This is a genomic window from Pseudomonas sp. H1_G08 (assembly GCF_054681355.1).
In genome coordinates this window covers 4,167,065-4,183,910 of sequence record NZ_CP162822.1, presented here as the reverse complement: position 1 = coordinate 4,183,910, position 16,846 = coordinate 4,167,065, and the positions used below count along the sequence as shown (strand labels likewise).

The 16,846-nt window shown below is 60.8% G+C and carries 13 protein-coding genes; 8 read left to right on the top strand and 5 right to left on the bottom strand.

Annotation, left to right across the window (positions count from 1 at the left end; translation table 11 throughout):
- Positions 1-34 precede the first annotated feature (34 nt).
- The 4 genes from rsmA to AB4N85_RS19050 are packed head-to-tail and all read right to left on the bottom strand — an operon-like array spanning position 35 to position 5,907.
- Positions 35-853: a 16S rRNA (adenine(1518)-N(6)/adenine(1519)-N(6))-dimethyltransferase RsmA gene (gene rsmA, locus AB4N85_RS19065; RefSeq protein WP_130887897.1), complete on the bottom strand. Its 819-nt coding sequence runs from the start codon at positions 851-853 to the stop codon at positions 35-37.
- The gene (gene pdxA, locus AB4N85_RS19060) at positions 850-1,839 is read right to left on the bottom strand and encodes a 4-hydroxythreonine-4-phosphate dehydrogenase PdxA (RefSeq protein WP_016772897.1); all 990 of its coding nucleotides are present in this window, start codon (positions 1,837-1,839) and stop codon (positions 850-852) included. The genes rsmA and pdxA overlap by 4 nt, the downstream gene beginning before the upstream one ends.
- On the bottom strand, positions 1,836-3,158 hold the full coding sequence (surA, locus tag AB4N85_RS19055; RefSeq protein WP_177434216.1) for a peptidylprolyl isomerase SurA: 1,323 nt from the start codon (positions 3,156-3,158) through the stop codon (positions 1,836-1,838). The genes pdxA and surA overlap by 4 nt, the downstream gene beginning before the upstream one ends.
- Positions 3,133-5,907 (bottom strand): LPS-assembly protein LptD, encoded by a 2,775-nt coding sequence (locus tag AB4N85_RS19050; protein WP_150636794.1) that lies wholly within the window; start codon positions 5,905-5,907, stop codon positions 3,133-3,135. The genes surA and AB4N85_RS19050 overlap by 26 nt, the downstream gene beginning before the upstream one ends.
- Before the next feature lie 130 nt (positions 5,908-6,037).
- Here AB4N85_RS19050 and AB4N85_RS19045 point away from each other — a divergent pair, with 130 nt between their 5' ends.
- The 3 genes from AB4N85_RS19045 to AB4N85_RS19035 are packed head-to-tail and all read left to right on the top strand — an operon-like array spanning position 6,038 to position 8,494.
- Entirely contained in the window at positions 6,038-7,057 is a 1,020-nt protein-coding gene (locus tag AB4N85_RS19045) for an aminoglycoside phosphotransferase family protein (protein WP_095181413.1), read from the top strand.
- The gene (gene murU, locus AB4N85_RS19040) at positions 7,054-7,725 is read left to right on the top strand and encodes an N-acetylmuramate alpha-1-phosphate uridylyltransferase MurU (protein ID WP_056786684.1); all 672 of its coding nucleotides are present in this window, start codon (positions 7,054-7,056) and stop codon (positions 7,723-7,725) included. The genes AB4N85_RS19045 and murU overlap by 4 nt, the downstream gene beginning before the upstream one ends.
- A 1-nt stretch (position 7,726) precedes the next feature.
- Entirely contained in the window at positions 7,727-8,494 is a 768-nt protein-coding gene (locus AB4N85_RS19035; protein WP_041476693.1) for a TerB family tellurite resistance protein, read from the top strand.
- Positions 8,495-8,591: 97 nt separating this feature from the next.
- Here the strand turns inward: AB4N85_RS19035 and AB4N85_RS19030 are convergent, their stop codons facing one another.
- Positions 8,592-9,578: an alpha/beta hydrolase family protein gene (locus AB4N85_RS19030; protein ID WP_041476692.1), complete on the bottom strand. Its 987-nt coding sequence runs from the start codon at positions 9,576-9,578 to the stop codon at positions 8,592-8,594.
- A 74-nt stretch (positions 9,579-9,652) separates the two neighbouring features.
- Between AB4N85_RS19030 and AB4N85_RS19025 the strand changes: the two genes are divergently transcribed.
- From AB4N85_RS19025 to AB4N85_RS19005, 5 genes are all read left to right on the top strand, one after another.
- Positions 9,653-12,049: a PAS domain-containing sensor histidine kinase gene (locus AB4N85_RS19025; protein ID WP_460065463.1), complete on the top strand. Its 2,397-nt coding sequence runs from the start codon at positions 9,653-9,655 to the stop codon at positions 12,047-12,049.
- 84 nt (positions 12,050-12,133) lie between these two features.
- A complete protein-coding gene (locus AB4N85_RS19020; protein WP_003228820.1) occupies positions 12,134-12,763 on the top strand; it encodes a response regulator in 630 nt (209 codons plus the stop codon).
- Between the two features lie 333 nt (positions 12,764-13,096).
- Complete coding sequence (locus AB4N85_RS19015) at positions 13,097-14,221, top strand: ABC transporter ATP-binding protein (protein WP_252868383.1); 1,125 nt, start codon at positions 13,097-13,099, stop codon at positions 14,219-14,221.
- Positions 14,222-14,269: 48 nt separating this feature from the next.
- Positions 14,270-15,313: an ABC transporter substrate-binding protein gene (locus AB4N85_RS19010; RefSeq protein ID WP_460065459.1), complete on the top strand. Its 1,044-nt coding sequence runs from the start codon at positions 14,270-14,272 to the stop codon at positions 15,311-15,313.
- Between the two features lie 275 nt (positions 15,314-15,588).
- Positions 15,589-16,836 (top strand): ABC transporter permease, encoded by a 1,248-nt coding sequence (locus tag AB4N85_RS19005; protein ID WP_460065456.1) that lies wholly within the window; start codon positions 15,589-15,591, stop codon positions 16,834-16,836.
- Positions 16,837-16,846: the final 10 nt, after the last annotated feature.

Genomic DNA, 16,846 nt, shown 5'->3' with positions numbered 1-16,846 from the left:
GAGTGGTGTGCTGCCCGATAGCGTTCATCGCGAGTCAGTCGGCGGCAGGAGTGGCCGGGACCTGTATCGCGAGCTGGTCGGCCAGGCGCACGAATGCAGCCAGATCCAGTTGCTCGGGACGCAGGCTGCCATCGACGCCGGCGGCTTCGATCTCGGCATTGCTGAGTAATTGCTTGAGGGTATTGCGCAAGGTTTTGCGGCGCTGATTGAAGGCTTCGCGCACCACGCGCTCCAGCAGCTTGTGATCCTTGGCCGGGTGCGGCAGAACCGCGTGGGGCACCAGACGAACGATTGCCGAGTCGACTTTCGGCGGTGGATTGAATGCGCCCGGGCCGACGTTGAACAGATGTTCTACACGGCAGTGATACTGAACCATGATCGACAGACGACCCCAATCACCGCCACCCGGGCCTGCGGCCAGGCGCTCGACCACTTCTTTCTGCAACATGAAGTGCATGTCGCGAATGATGCCGGCGTTGTTCAGCAGGTGAAAAATCAGCGGCGTGGAGATGTTGTACGGCAGGTTGCCAACCACCCGCAGGCTGTTCGGCGCGGCGTTCAGCGTATTGAAGTCGAACTTCAGCGCATCGCCCTGATGCAGGTTGAAATTACTCATGCCGGCAAACTGCTGGTTGAGGATCGGGATCAGATCCTTGTCCAGCTCCACTACGTCGAGTTGCGCGCCGGAGCCGAGCAGGCCCTGGGTCAGGGCGCCCTGACCGGGGCCGATTTCCAGCAGGCGATCGTCAGCCTTGGCGTGGATGGAGCGCAGAATGCGGTCGATAACGCCGGCATCGTGGAGGAAGTTCTGACCAAAGCGTTTGCGCGCCTTGTGTTGGTATTGCTCGTTCATAAACGGGTCTCGGCCATCTGGTAGGCGGTTTCCAGGGCGACTTGCAGGCTGCCGGTGTCGATCCTGCCGCTGCCGGCCAGATCCAGGGCGGTGCCATGGTCGACCGAGGTGCGGATGATCGGCAGGCCCAGCGTCACGTTGACGGCAGCGCCGAAGCCTTTGTACTTGAGCACGGGCAAGCCCTGGTCGTGGTACATCGCCAGCACTGCGTCGCAGTGCTCCAGATATTTGGGGGTAAACAGAGTGTCGGCAGGCAGCGGGCCACGAAGGTCCATGCCCTCGCCGCGCAGGCGCTCTAATGTCGGTTCGATGATGTCGATTTCTTCATGGCCCAGGTGGCCGCCTTCACCGGCATGCGGGTTGAGACCGCAGACCAGGATGCGTGGCCGGGCGATGCCGAATTTGTCTTGCAGGTCGGCGTGCAGGATTCGCGTGACTCTTTCCAGCCGTTCCGGGGTGATCGCGTCGGCAATCTCGCGCAGAGGCAGATGCGTGGTGACCAGCGCCACGCGCAAACCGCGAGTGGCCAGCATCATCACTACTTGCGCGGTGTGCGTCAGGTCGGCGAGAAATTCAGTGTGTCCAGAGAACGCGATGCCCGACTCGTTGATCACACCTTTGTGCACCGGCGCGGTGATCATCCCTGCGAAATCGCCGTTCAGGCAGCCGTTGCCGGCGCGGGTCAGGGTTTCGAGGACGAATGCAGCGTTGGCCTTGTCCAGTTGCCCGGCGATTACCGGTGCGCTGAGCGGCGTGTCCCAGACGTACAGGCTGTTGGCCGGTGCTGGAACATCTGGCCACTGCCCCGGCGCGACATCCAGCAGACTGACGGCCAGCCCCAGCTGCGCGGCCCGCTCAAGGAGCAGGTCGCGGCTGGTGATGGCAATCAGGGGATGTGGCTGGGCTTGCGAGGCGAGCAGCAGGCACAGGTCGGGACCGATGCCGGCCGGTTCGCCGGGTGTCAGCGCGAAACGCTTGGGTTTCACTGCGCTGCCTGGTCTGCACCAGGGAGTTTGATCTCTACGTATGCTTCGTCACGGATCTGACGCAGCCAGGTTTGCAGCTCTTCATCGTATTTGCGGTTACGCAGTACAGTCATTGCTTGCTGCTCACGGGCCTGTTCGGTGCCGTCAGTGGCGCGACGGCCAAGGACTTCCAGCACGTGCCAGCCGTATTGGGTCTGGAATGGCTTGGACAGCTGACCTTGTGGGGTCGAAGCCATCACTTCGCGGAATTCCGGTACCAGCACGTTCGGGTCGATCCAGTTCAGGTCGCCGCCGTTGAGGGCGGAACCCGGATCTTCCGAGTAGTTTTTCGCCAGCTCGGCAAAGTCTTCGCCGGCGGTGATGCGGTCATACAACGATTGCACCAGTGCCTTGGTCTTGGCTTCGTCGCGGATCGGGCTCGGCTTGACCAGGATGTGGCGGACATGCACTTCGTCGCGCATCTGCGCTTCGCCGCCACGTTTGCCCAGCAGCTTCAGAATGATGAAGCCGCCCGGCGTGCGCGCAGGCTGAGTGATGTCGCCAACCGCCATGCTGCTCAGCTCACGATCGAACGGAGGTGGCAGTTGTGCGGCTTTACGCCAGCCCATCTCGCCGCCTTCCAGCGCGTTGTCGCTACCGGATTTGGCCACGGCCATCTGACCGAAGTCGGCGCCTTGCTTGAGCTGCTGGTATACATCCATCGCCTGACGATAAGCGCTCTGAATGGCTTCAGAGTTGGCGCTTTCCGGGGTCGGAATCAGGATGTTGGCCAAGTGCAGTTCTTCGGACAGCTGCATCTTACCGAGGTCGGAGGCGAGGAAGTTCTTCACTTCCTGCTCGGACACCTGGATACGCTCCGCCACACGACGCTGACGCACACGGCTGATGATCATTTCGCGCTTGATCTGATCACGGGCGTCGTCATAGTTCAGGCCGTCACGAGCCAGTGCAGCACGAAACTGATCGACACTCATGTTGTTGCGCTGAGCAATGGTGCCGACAGCCTGGTTCAACTCTTCGTCAGTGATGCGGATGCCCGAGCGTTCGCCGATCTGCAGTTGCAGGTTTTCGACGATCAGACGCTCGAGCACTTGCTGATCGAGCACACCCGGAGGCGGCAGACCGCCACCGCGCTTGGCGATGGTCTGCTGAACTTCGTGAACGCGTTGGTCCAGTTGGCTCTGCATGACCACGTCGTTATCGACGATCGCCACCACTTTATCGATGGACTGTACGGCGGCGTTGGCCGCCGTACCCAGGAACAGCGCGCCCAGCAGCACCGGGCGCAGACAATCAGAAAGCTTGGTCTTCACGTTCACGATAACCTTGAATGCCTTTGTCGAGGAAGCTCTCTACCTTGGCGCCAGTCAGGCCGCCGAGTCCCTTCAGAACAATTTGGAGGAAGATGCCATGGTCGCCTTTTTCGTTTTCCGGGGCGTTCTGACTGTTTTCGTCATAGGCGACCCAGTAACGGTTGATCAGGCGCAGTTTCCAGCAGCAGTTGTCGTATTCGAAACCACCGAAGGCTTCCAGCGTGCGATTGCGGTTGTAGTCGTACTGCCAGCGGCTGATGGCGTTCCACTGCGGAACGATCGGCCAGATGACCGAGAAGTCATGCTGCTGGATCTTGTAGTAGTCCTTCACGTAGCCAGGTTGACCCGGGGTGCCGTAGTCACCGCCGCCCACAGTCCAGCGACCGGTGTTCTGGTCGTAACGAACCTGGTCGTTACGATAGCGGTAACCGACGTTGACCACCTTGTTCGGGTTGTCTTCCGGCTGGTAGTGGAACATCGCGCTGCCAGAGCGCGGGCTGCGGCTGTCCGGGTCCCAGTTGTAGTCGGCAGTGGTGCGCCAATCGCGGTTCCAGCGGTATTCGTATTCCAGCGCGTATGGCGAAACGTCGGATTTCGCGTCGTCACGATCGTTGAAAGCGATACCCGGCAGTTGGACCTTGCGATCCTTGAAGTACAGAGCCTGGCCAACGCTGATGCGCTGACGCTCGAAACCGTTGTCTTCGATCCAGCGACTGGTCACGCCCAGAGACAGCTTGTTCTCGTCACCGACACGGTCGGAGCCGGTAAAGCGGTTGTCACGGAAAAGCGACGAGTAGTTGAACGTCGTTTCGCTGGTGTCGAATACCGGAATGTCTTCCTGATCTTTCTCAGGTACATAGAGATAGAAGAGACGTGGTTCTAGGGTCTGGCGATAATTCTTGCCGAAATAGGAGGTATTGCGGTCGAAGTACAGTCCACTATCTACGCTGGCTATAGGGACGCCGCGGTTCTGGTTGCGACTGTAGTCTTCACCAGCCAGTAGCGTGCTTTTGCCTTGCTGGTCGAGATCAAGCTGATACTGCGTGTACTGATACTTCAACGATGGTTTGAGGAAACCATACGTCCAATTCATCGGCAGGCTGACGCCCGGCTTCAGATTCAGGCGATCGCCGTTAGCGCGGGCCAGACCGCTGATGTTTGTGTCGAGACGACGCTCGGCAATGCCATCTTCATTGATGAAGTCACCATCACGTAGATCGCGATCGAAACGAACCAGCTCGGTCTCGTAATCGAAATTCAGACCTTCCGGATGGTACGGCAGCTGACCATTGAAGGTGATCTGCGGCAGACGACCATACGGTGTGATGTTGGAAACGGTAGCCAGCTGATATTGCTGAGCATTCAGGCGTGCGGTGTAGTTGTCGCCACGGTAGCTGACCGCACCCTGCTGATTGACGAAATCATCGCTCTTCACACCAATCTGATCGGTCTGCAGATCCTGGAAGTAATACGGATCGCTGATCTTGGTGTAGTCAACTTCTGTGAGCACACGGGAATCGAGACCGCCCTTGTGCTGCCAGTTGTACATATAGCGAGTGTCCTTGTAGTCGGACTGAAGCTTGCGATCGTCGTTCTCATCGTTGAGATACGCCGCACCGAACTGCCCTTCACTCGACTTGGTCAGGTAGCGGAACTCACCCTCCACCAGCATGCCGCGCTTGCTCATGTAACGCGGGTACAACGTGGCGTCATAGTTCGGCGCCAAGTTGAAGTAGTACGGCGTGACCAGCATGAAGCCGGTGTCGCTGCCCGAGCCGATGGTCGGCGGGAGGAAACCTGACTGGCGACGGTCGTCGATCGGGAAGTAGATGTACGGGGTGTACAGAATCGGGATGTCTTTGACGCGCAACGTCACGTTGGTCGCGGTACCGAAACCGGTGGCCGGGTTCAGGGTGATGTTGTTGCCCTTGAGCTGCCAGGCGTTGCTGTTCGGTTCGCACGTGGTGTACGTGCCGTCCTTCAAGCGGATGATCGCGTTTTCGGCACGCTTGGCATACAGCGCGTTACCGCGGATGCGCGATTTGTGCATCACGTATTCGGCGTTGTCGACCTTGGCTTCACCGGTGTCGAGCTGCACATCGGCGTGGTCGCCGACGATCAGCGCGCCGTTGTCACGGATGCGCACGTTGCCGGCCAGTTCGCCACGGCTCTCGGCCTGATACAGATTGGCCTCGTCGGCTTCGACCTGCATGCTGCCCTGACGCATGATCACGTCACCGGCGAGGCTGGCGACTTGTGTGTCCTGCTCGTAACGCGACGCTTTGGCACCGATGAAGGTCGGCGCGTCACTTTTATTCGTCTTGTCATTCATGCCAGGACGAATCGGTTCGATATAGGAACCAGAGCAGTAAGGACCGGTCTCGGCCAATTGCGCAGCGGTGAGCTTCTCGCGCGGAACCCAGTCGAGGTGACTGTAGTCTTCGCTACGGGATTTCAGGCCGCGGCCCTTGGACTCGGTGACCAGTGCGGTTTTCGCGCCAGTGTCGGCGTCGGAACCCTTGTCGGCCGCAGGCTCGCCGGCAGCGCTGACGGCACTGCCGTCATGCACCGGACGCGGCGGCAATGCCGCGGCGGGCGACTTGGGCGCACAGTCCCAGCCACCCGTAGCCGAGACGGAGCAGTCATACTGCTCGGCGGCAACAACGAATTGACTGGCCAGAGGTTGCATAGCCAGCAGACTGCCGGTTACCAACAATGGAAATTTTTTACGAAACGCGGGGGATTTCAATGCCATCTTATTAGTCCGGGCTTCCTGCGTGCCATCTGCCCGCGGTGTGGGCCGCACGCCTCTCGATGGTCTGAAAAAGATGCTGGATAATAAAGCATGACCCGCTTGACGGCTAGCGCCGTCGGAGACCCTTGCAATGCCTGACCAAGATGTACGCTTGCAACACCTGAAAGTTTGGCTCGATGAGCAGTTGGCAAAGTTGTTTGCCGAGCAGGGCTGGGGCACCGTGCCCCCGGCCACGTTGACCGCGGCCAGCAGCGACGCGAGTTTCCGCCGCTACTTCCGCTGGGAGGGCGATGGTCGCAGCTTCGTCGTGATGGACGCGCCGCCACCCCAGGAAAACTGCAAACCGTTCGTGGATATCGCTTTTTTGCTGGCGAAATCCGGAATTAATGTGCCGAAAATTTACGCCGAAGACCTCGAACGCGGTTTTCTTTTGCTCAATGACCTGGGCAACAAGACCTATCTCGACGTCATCGATGGCGAAAATGCCGACGCGTTATTCCACGATGCCCTGCAAGCGCTGTTGGCTTTTCAACAGTTGCCGATGGTTGCGCCGTTGCCCAGTTACGACGTCGCCTTGTTGCGTCGTGAGCTTGAGTTGTTCCCCGAGTGGTACGTCAAGCATGAGCTGGGCGTCGAGTTCGATGCGGCCCAGCAGCAACAGTGGCAGCACATCAGCGAGCTCTTGATCGACAGCGCGCTGGCGCAGCCGAAAGTGCTGGTGCACCGCGACTACATGCCGCGCAACCTGATGCTCAGCGAGCCGAACCCTGGCGTGCTGGACTTCCAGGACGCGGTGTACGGCCCGGTGACCTACGACGTGACTTGCCTGTTCAAGGACGCTTTCCTCAGCTGGCCGGAAGAACGTGTACGCGGCTGGCTGGAAAGTTATTGGCAGCAAGCCTCGGCACTGGACATTCCGGTGCAAGCTGATTTCGAAGACTTCCTGCGCGCCAGCGACTTGATGGGCGTGCAACGTCACCTGAAAGTCATCGGCATCTTCGCGCGTATCTGCCATCGCGATGGCAAGCCGCGTTATCTGGCCGATGTGCCGCGCTTCTTCTCTTATATAGAAGCAGTGATCGCCCGCCGTCCTGAACTGGCGGAGCTGCAAGCGCTGTTCAGCAGCTTGCGTGCTGGAGCGACGGCATGAAGGCAATGATTCTGGCGGCGGGCAAAGGCGAGCGTATGCGCCCGCTGACCCTGACCACGCCGAAACCGCTGGTGCAGGCCGCTGGCGTGCCGCTGATCGAGTATCACCTGCACGCCCTCGCGGCTGCAGGCTTCAACGAAATCGTCATTAACCACGCCTGGCTCGGTCAGCAGATAGAGGATCATCTGGGTGACGGTTCGCGTTTCGGCCTGAGTATCCAGTACTCGCCGGAAGGCGAGCCGCTGGAAACCGGTGGCGGGATTTTCCGTGCGCTGCCGTTACTTGGTGACGATGCGTTTCTGGTGGTCAACGGCGACATCTGGACCGATTACGACTTCAGCGTGCTGCACCAGCCGATCAATGGCCTGGCGCATCTGGTGCTGGCGGACAATCCGGCGCATCACCCGAAAGGCGACTTCACTCTCATCGACGGCAAAGTGCAGGACGGCGAGCCTGATGCGCAGACGCTGACCTACAGCGGTATCGCCGTGCTGCATCCGCAGTTGTTCGATGGTTGCAGCGATGGCGCGTTCAAGCTCGCGCCGCTGCTACGCAACGCCATGGCCAAAGGTGAAGTGACGGGCGAGCGGCTGAAGGGGCATTGGGTGGATGTCGGTACCCACGAGCGTCTGGCCGAAGCCGAAGCCTTGATAGAAGCGAGTCGCTGAGATGCTGTGGCCAGGGACTCTGATTGGAGCCGGAGTGGGGTACGCGATTGCCAGCATTCCGGGGGCCATGCTTGGGGCGTTGTTGGGGCAGGCGCTGGATCGGCGCCTGCACTTGCAGAGCTGGGGGCACTTACGCGAAAAGCTCGGTGGCCGGCCGATGCTGCGCAACGATGAATTGCTGTTCGTGTTGCTCGGGCGTCTGGCCAAGAGCGACGGGCGCGTCACTGACGGGCATATCCAGCAGGCGCGCAATGAAATGCGCGCATTGGAAATGAGCGAACCGGCGACTCGACGGGCGATTGCCGCGTTCAATCGCGGCAAGTCCGGCAGCGACAATCTGCGCGGCTATCTGCGTCGTCTGAGTTCTCAACCGCACGCGGCCGAAGGTGTGTTGCGCGCCTGTTGGCGAATGGTTTGGGCTGATGGTCGCGCCGGGGTCAGCGAACGCGAGTTGCTGGCGCAGTGGGGCAAGTGGCTCGGCTGGACGTCGCAGCAGGTGCAAGCGCTGGCCAGCGATTACGAGCCGGGCAAGCGGCCGATCGTCAGTGCGGCAGTGAGCTATCAGGAGGCGATGAAGCTGCTTGGGGTGTCGGCGAGCAGTGAGCCGGCACAGATCAAGCGCGCTTACCGGCGATTGCTCAGTCGCCATCACCCGGACAAAATCGCCGGCAGCGGCGCGACCCCGGCGCAGGTGCGTGACGCGACCGAGCGTACGCGGGAACTGCATAGCGCCTATACGCTGATTCGCGAGCGACGGGATTTTCGCTGACCCTTGAAGATCAAAAGATCGCAGCCTTCGGCAGCTCCTACCTTTGGAATGCATTTTTCCGGTAGGAGCTGCCGAAGGCTGCGATCTTTTGCTTTTATCAGTCCGTATTTTGTGGATTCAACCAGCCCCGCACCCGCCGAAACAACTGTTCCTGCTCAGCCTTCTTGTCCGGCAACACCTTCAGCGCCACCTGGCTGAACGCCGAGGTCTTCAGGCGCTTGCTCGCCTGCATGCGCTCCAGCGCCGCGTTGCGATCCAGCGCTCTGTCCATATAGAAAATATCCACCGTCGGCAGCTTCAGCGTCGGCGTCAGTTCGGCGAGTGGCGGCAGGGCTTTGGTCGGGACTTGCGCATCGACCATCACCAGTTTCTCCACCTGAGGCGTTTGTCTCTCACTGAGAAAACGCGCCGCCCAGTAGGCGCCGGTGCCGTGACCGAGCACGACAATGCTGCGCGCGCTCTGCTGTTCGGCGTAGGCAATCGCTGCGTCGATGCGTCCGAAAATGCGCTCGGCGTCGGCTTTGGTTTGTTCTTCGCTGGTCTCGGCCACTACCTGTTCGGCAACTTCCGCTTCACCGCCAGCGGCCTGTTCGATCGGTTGTGCGGTGGTGGCGTCTTTGCTCGTGGTTTCCGGGGCTTTCGGCGCGGCGGCCGGTTCGATTACGCGCGGAGCAATGGCGTCGCTTTGCAGATCCGGCAGGGTGATACTCAGGCTGCTCCACTCGGCATCCGGCAATTTGCCTCGCAACGGGCCAACTGCCTGCGGCCAGTCAGCGGTTTCGCCGGCACCGGGAACGATGATCACCGCGCCTTTGGGCTCGGCGCTGTTGGCCGGTTTCCACAGGGCGAGGAAAGTGTCGCTGCCAGCCTGCAGTTGTTGCTGCTCTTGCGCCGGCAGTTTACGTTGCAGTGCGGCGGCCTCTTCCTGACTACGCTCAAGCAGTGGCTGGCGCTCGGCCGGTTTTTCCTCGGCGGGTTTATCCGTGGCGGCGGGCGCCGGGTCGGCGGCTTCGACGGAAAACGCACAAGGCAGGATCAGCGACAGGCACAATGCTGGCAGTGCCAGGCGGTAGACAGAGGGCATCGGTTATTCCAGGCCAGAAAAGTATCCCGGCAGCCTAATGGGTTGGTCAGAATTTGTCAGTGTATGAGACTTCAATGAAGCGATTTTGCTGCCTGTGGGTTATCGGCTGTTTGTGGTTTCCCTTGATGGGCTGGGCGGCGCCTGCGCCGCCGGGCCATGCCGCGCAATTGTCGCCAGAGCAGCAGCAATGGCTGGCGCAGCACAACGAATTGCGCGTCGGCCTGGTCTTGCAGGCGCCTTACGCGACCTACGATCGGCGCCTGCAGCGATTGTCCGGGGCCAATGTCGAGTTGATGAAGCTGCTGGCCAAAACCCTCGGCGTGGAACTGAGTTGGCGCAACTTTCAGGATCTCGGGCAGTTGGAAAGCGCTTTGCGCGAGGGCGAGATCGACATCGCTCCGGGCCTCAGCCAGACCCCGAGCGCGCTGCGTCTCTGGCAGTTTTCCGACCCGTACATGCGCGTGCCGCAACTGGTGGTCAGCGATCAGAAAAGCAGCGGCGCGGTCGATCTGGAAAAGCTCGACAGCCAGACCCGCGTCGCCGTGCGTATGCCGAGCAGCACCGCCGATTACCTGCGCAGCAATTATCCGCACTTGAATTTGCAAGGTGTGCCGTTGGAGCGTCAGGCCTTGCAGCTGCTGTTGAGTCAGCAAGCCTCCTACGCGGTGGTCGACGAAGCGCAGTTGGGGCGTCTGTCGGTGGAACCGGAGTTTGCCGAACTGGTGGTGGTTGGCGATATCGGCCTGCCGCAGCTGCTGCGTGTGGCCTCGCGCCGCGATTGGCCGGAACTGGCCGGCATTGTCCAGAGCGCCTTGCGCGCAATACCGGCCAAGGACCTGGAACAACTGCACAACCAATGGCTGCAGCCGAAATACCCACGGCTGACCGAGTCGCCGGGGTTCTGGCAGAACCTCAGCCTGTTGTTCGCGGTGATGCTGCTCAGTTGCGCGGCAATCGTGGTCTGGCAGCGGCGCCAACAGCACAGCCTCGAACAACGCCTGCTCAGCGCCCGCGAAGACATTGCGTTGCGCGCGGCCAGTGAAGAGGCGCTGCGGCTGACGCAGTTTTCCATCGATCAAAGCACCGTCGGCATCCTCTGGGTCAATTGGGACAGCCATGTGCGCTACGCCAACCGCGCAGCGGAAAACATGCTCGGCTATCCCTCGGGCGGGCTGATCGAACGGCCACTGATCGATTTCGAGCCCGGCCTGCACATGGATCGCTGGCTCAATCTGTGGAAGCGTGCGCGGGCCAGTGAAGAAGGGCCGCTGAGCTTCGAAACCAGCTGCCTGCGCGCCGATGGCAGCGTGCTGCCGGCCGACGTGTCTTTGAGTTTTCTGCGTTTTCGCGACAGTGAATATCTGGTGGTCTACCTCACCGACGTCACCGACCGCCGCCGCGCGCTCGCCGCTTTGCAGGAAAGCGAGGCGCGCCTGCAAGGCATCGCCGCCAACGTTCCGGGTCTGGTGTTCAGGCTGGAGCGGGCACCGGTCACCGGGCAGATCGACTTTGCCTACATCAGCGAAGGCAGCGAAAGTCTGGTCGGTTATGCGCCGGCAGCCATCGCTCATCGCGACATGGGCTTGCGCAGCCTGGTGCACCCCGATGACAGGGCCAGTTATCACCGTACCCAGGATCAGGCGCTGGACACTGACAGCGATTGGTCGTGGCAGGGCCGCATCGTCACGCGCCGGGGCGAGCAGCGCTGGGCCGAGATCAAGGCGATCACCCGCCAGCTGGAGGATGGCGCCTACGTGTGGGACGGCATTGTCTGGGACATCAGCGAAAGCAAACGCATCGAGCTGGAACTGGCGGCCTCGCGCGAGCAACTGCGCGAACTGTCGGCGCACCTGGAAAGCGTGCGTGAAGAAGAGAAGGCGCGCATCGCCCGGGAAGTCCATGATGAGTTGGGACAGATGCTCACCGTGCTGAAACTGGAGACATCGATGTGCGAATTGGCCTACGCGCAACTCGATCCGGGACTCAACGAGCGGCTCAACAGCATGAAGCGCCTGATCGCACAGTTATTTCAGCTGGTGCGCGATGTGGCGACCGCGTTGCGTCCGCCGATTCTGGATGCCGGGATTGCCTCGGCCATCGAGTGGCAGGCGCGGCGTTTCGAGGCGCGCACGCAGATTCCGTGTCTGGTGCAGGTGCCGGACAATCTGCCGGCGCTCAGCGATGCCAAAGCGGTGGGGCTGTTCCGGATTCTGCAGGAAGCGCTGACCAACGTGATGCGCCATGCTCAGGCACATACGGTGGAGTTGACGCTGGCGCTGGATGGCGATGAATTGTGCCTGACGGTCAGCGATGATGGCGTAGGATTTGTCGCGGCCGAGGGTAGGCCGACGTCGTTTGGTCTGGTCGGTATGCGTGAGCGGGTGCTGATCATGGGCGGGCGGCTGGAGCTTGTGAGTGAGCCGGGGGAGGGCACCAGTCTTCAAGTGTGGGTGCCGGTAAGTGAGGTCTGAGGTTTTGTATTGTGAGTGCTGACGCCTTCGCGAGCAGGCTCGCTCCCACAGGGACTGGTGTGTACCTGAAATCTGGAGAAAAACGTGATCCGTGTATTGGTAGCCGAAGACCACACCATCGTCCGCGAGGGCATCAAGCAATTGATCGGCCTGGCCAAGGATCTGCAAGTGGTCGGAGAGGCGAGCAATGGCGAGCAACTGCTCGAAACCCTGCGCAGCGTACCTTGCGAGGTGGTGCTGCTGGACATCTCCATGCCCGGGGTCAATGGCCTGGAAGCGATCCCGCGCATTCGGGCGCTGAACAATCCGCCAGCAATTCTGGTGCTGTCGATGCACGACGAAGCGCAAATGGCCGCGCGCGCGTTGAAGGTCGGCGCGGCCGGGTATGCGACCAAGGACAGCGATCCGGCGCTGCTGCTCACGGCGATCCGCAAAGTCGCAGCGGGCGGGCGTTACATTGACCCGGAACTGGCCGACCGCATGGTCTTCGAAGTCGGCCTGACCGATACCCGCCCGCTGCATTCGCTGTTGTCAGAACGCGAATTCTCGGTGTTCGAACGCCTGGCCCAAGGTGCGAACGTCAACGACATCGCCCAGCAACTGGCCCTGAGCAGCAAGACCATCAGCACGCACAAGGCGCGGCTGATGCAGAAGCTCAACATCACCTCGCTGGCGGAGCTGGTGAAATATGCGATGGAGCACAAACTCCTCTGACCGTCACCGCCCTCATGTGGGAGCGAGCCTGCTCGCGAAGGCGGCGTAACAGTCAGCCATTCAGTTTGATGACCCACCGCATTCGCGAGCAGGCTCGCTCCCACAGGTTCGGAGTTGGCATATCCATTAGCGACAGACGCTTTTGCCTTTACTAGCGGCTTGCAGCTTGCCCCTTGCCGCTGCGTTTGCCCAAACGCGCCATCCTTGTAGGGCAATCCCTACCCCCAACCTTCCATTGCGCTTAAGCGATTCTCTCCTGCGCCCCGATTTGCGTGGCCGCCGCCAGCCACTAGGCTTGATGAACAAGCAGTCATCAACAACAAAGGTGTGGGTATGAGCCAGGTCGATACAAGCGCAGGGACCAGTGATGTGCTGGTCAGCTTTCGTGGTGTGCAGAAGAGCTACGACGGCGAGAACCTGATCGTCAAAGACCTCAACCTGGACATTCGCAAGGGCGAATTTCTTACCCTGCTCGGGCCGTCCGGTTCCGGCAAGACCACCAGCCTGATGATGCTCGCCGGTTTCGAAACGCCGACCGCCGGTGAAATCCTTCTGTCCGGGCGTTCGATCAACAACGTACCGCCGCACAAGCGCGATATCGGCATGGTATTCCAGAACTACGCGTTGTTCCCGCACATGACTGTCGCGGAAAACCTTGCTTTCCCGTTGACCGTGCGCGGCTTGAACAAAAGCGATGTCAGCGAGCGGGTGAAGAAAGTCCTCAGCATGGTTCAGCTCGATGCGTTCGCTTCGCGCTATCCGGCGCAGTTGTCCGGCGGTCAGCAGCAGCGTGTGGCACTGGCCCGCGCGTTGGTGTTCGAGCCGCAACTGGTGTTGATGGACGAACCGCTGGGCGCCCTCGACAAACAACTGCGTGAACACATGCAGATGGAGATCAAGCACCTGCACCAGCGCCTCGGCGTGACCGTGGTCTACGTGACCCACGACCAGGGCGAAGCACTGACCATGTCCGACCGCGTCGCGGTGTTCCATCAAGGCGAGATCCAGCAGATCGCGCCACCGCGCACGCTTTACGAAGAACCGAAAAACACCTTCGTCGCCAACTTCATTGGCGAGAACAACCGCCTCAACGGCCGCCTGCTCAGCCAGAGTGGCGAGCGCTGCGTGGTCGAGTTGGGGCGTGGCGAAAAGGTCGAGGCACTGGCAGTCAACGTTGGCCAGACCGGCGAGCCGGTGACCCTGTCGATCCGTCCGGAGCGCGTCAGCCTCAACGGTTCGAGCGATCAATGCGTCAACCGCTTCTCAGGGAGGGTGGCGGAATTCATCTATCTGGGCGACCACGTCCGGGTGCGCCTGGAAGTCTGCGGCAAGACCGACTTCTTCGTGAAACAACCGATTGCCGAGCTCGATCCTGCGCTCAGCGTCGGCGACGTGGTACCGCTTGGCTGGCAGATCGAGCACGTTCGTGCGCTCGATCCGCTTTTAGAGGCGCACTAAGCGCCCCGGCAATACCAACACCAACCCTGCACGTGGAGAGAACAATAAATGTTGAGATCCCTGAAGTTCACCGCCCTGACTCTGGGCCTGATGGGTGCGACCGGCGCAATGGCCGCCGGCCCGGACTTGACCGTGGTGTCGTTTGGCGGGGCGAACAAGGCGGCGCAAGTCAAAGCCTTCTATGCACCGTGGGAAGCGGCGGGTAACGGCAAGATCGTCGCCGGCGAATACAACGGTGAAATGGCCAAGGTCAAAGCCATGGTCGACACCAAGAGCGTGTCGTGGGACTTGGTCGAAGTTGAATCGCCAGAACTGTCCCGTGGCTGCGACGAAGACATGTTCGAACAACTCGACCCGGCGCTGTTCGGCAAGACTGAAGACTACGTCAAAGGCGCGATTCAGCCTTGCGGCGTGGGCTTCTTCGTTTGGTCGACTGTACTGGCTTACAACGCCGACAAGCTGAAAACCGCGCCGACCAGTTGGGCGGATTTCTGGGACACCAAGAAATTCCCGGGCAAGCGTGGCCTGCGCAAAGGCGCCAAGTACACCCTCGAATTCGCGCTGATGGCCGATGGTGTGGCGCCGAAAGACGTCTACAAAGAGCTGGCGAGCAAGGGTGGCCAGGATCGCGCGTTCAAGAAACTTGATGAGCTGAAGCCGAGCATCCAATGGTGGGAAGCCGGTGCGCAACCGCCGCAATACCTCGCTTCCGGCGACGTAGTGATGAGCTCGGCCTACAACGGTCGCATCGCTGCCGTGCAAAAAGAATCCAACCTGAAAGTGGTGTGGAACGGCGGCATCTACGACTTCGACGCCTGGGCCATCCCGAAAGGTCTGGACGCCAAACGCGCGGAAGCGGCGAAGAAGTTCATCGCCTTCTCGGTACAGCCGCAGCAGCAGAAGGCCTACTCGGAAAACATCGCTTACGGCCCGGCCAACACCCAAGCCGTGCCGCTGCTGGCCAAGGATGTCCTGAAAGACATGCCGACCACCCCGGAAAACATCGCCAACCAGGTGCAGATCGACGTCAGCTTCTGGGCTGACAACGGCGAGCAACTGGAACAGCGCTTCAATTCCTGGGCGGCGAAATAACCACTTATTTACCTGTATGGAGATGGCAAGGGGGCTTTTGTGGTGAGGGGATTTATCCCCGATCGGCTGCGCAGCAGTCGTAAACCTGAAACTCCAACCTTCCTGATACACCGAGCTGCGTGGTTTTGGGGCTGCTTCGCAACCCATCGGGGATAAATCCCCTCGCCACAAAGGTTCGCTGCCACAGGAGGGCTCGCTCCCACAGGTAGCAGTGTTTCAACGCAACAGAGGTGGTTCGTCACCTCTGTAACGATCAAAGATTTGCGGAGTACGTCATGGCCATCGCCGTTCCCCTGAACGAGGGCGCCAGCCCCACCTTGAAGCAGAAGCTCAAGCACGCCGAGCGGGTCAACCGCTGGAAGGCCCAGGCACTGATTGCGCCGCTGGTGCTGTTTCTGCTGCTGGTGTTTCTGGTGCCGATCGTGGCGCTGCTCTATAAAAGCGTCGGCAACCCGGAAGTGGTTGGCGGCATGCCGCGCACTGTCACTGCCATCGCGAGTTGGGACGGCCGTGGTCTGCCCGCCGAGCCGGTGTACAAGGCGGCCAGCGAAGACCTCGCCGAAGCCCGCAAAAACCAGACGCTGGGCGATCTGTCCAAGCGTTTGAACATGGAGTTGGCCGGCTACCGCAGCCTGCTGACCAAAACCGCCCGGGCGCTGCCGTTCGCCAGCGAACCGGCTTCTTTTAAGGAAGCGCTGGAAGCGCTCGACGAGCGCTGGGGCGATCCGGCTTATTGGCAAGCGGTGAAACGCAACACCAGCAGCATCACTCCGTATTACCTGCTGGCGGCAGTCGATCACCGTATCGATGATCTCGGCGAACTGGCCCCGGCCACCCCGGATCAGGCGATCTACCTCGACATCTTCGCCCGCACCTTCTGGATGGGCCTGGTCATCACCGTGATCTGCCTGCTGCTCGCCTATCCACTGGCTTATCTGCTGGCGAACCTGCCTTCGCGGCAGAGCAACCTGCTGATGATTCTGGTGTTGCTACCGTTCTGGACCTCGATTCTGGTGCGGGTCGCAGCGTGGATCGTGCTGCTGCAATCCGGCGGTTTGATCAACAGTGCGCTGCTGGCCATGGGCATCATCGATAAACCGCTGGAACTGGTGTTCAACCGCACCGGCGTTTACATCTCGATGGTGCACATCCTGCTGCCGTTCATGATTCTGCCGATCTACAGCGTGATGAAAGGCATCTCGCCGACCTACATGCGCGCGGCGATTTCCCTCGGCTGTCATCCGTTCGCCAGTTTCTGGCGGGTTTACTTCCCACAGACCTATGCCGGCGTTGGCGCCGGCTGCCTGCTGGTGTTCATCCTCGCGATTGGCTACTACATCACCCCGGCGCTGCTCGGCAGCCCGAACGACCAAATGGTCAGCTACTTCGTCGCTTTCTACACCAACACCAGCATCAACTGGGGCATGGCCACCGCGCTCGGCGGCTTGCTGTTGCTGGCGACCGTGGTGCTTTATCTGATCTACAGCTGGCTGGTCGGCGCCAGTCGCCTGCGCCTGAGCTAAGGGGAATTTG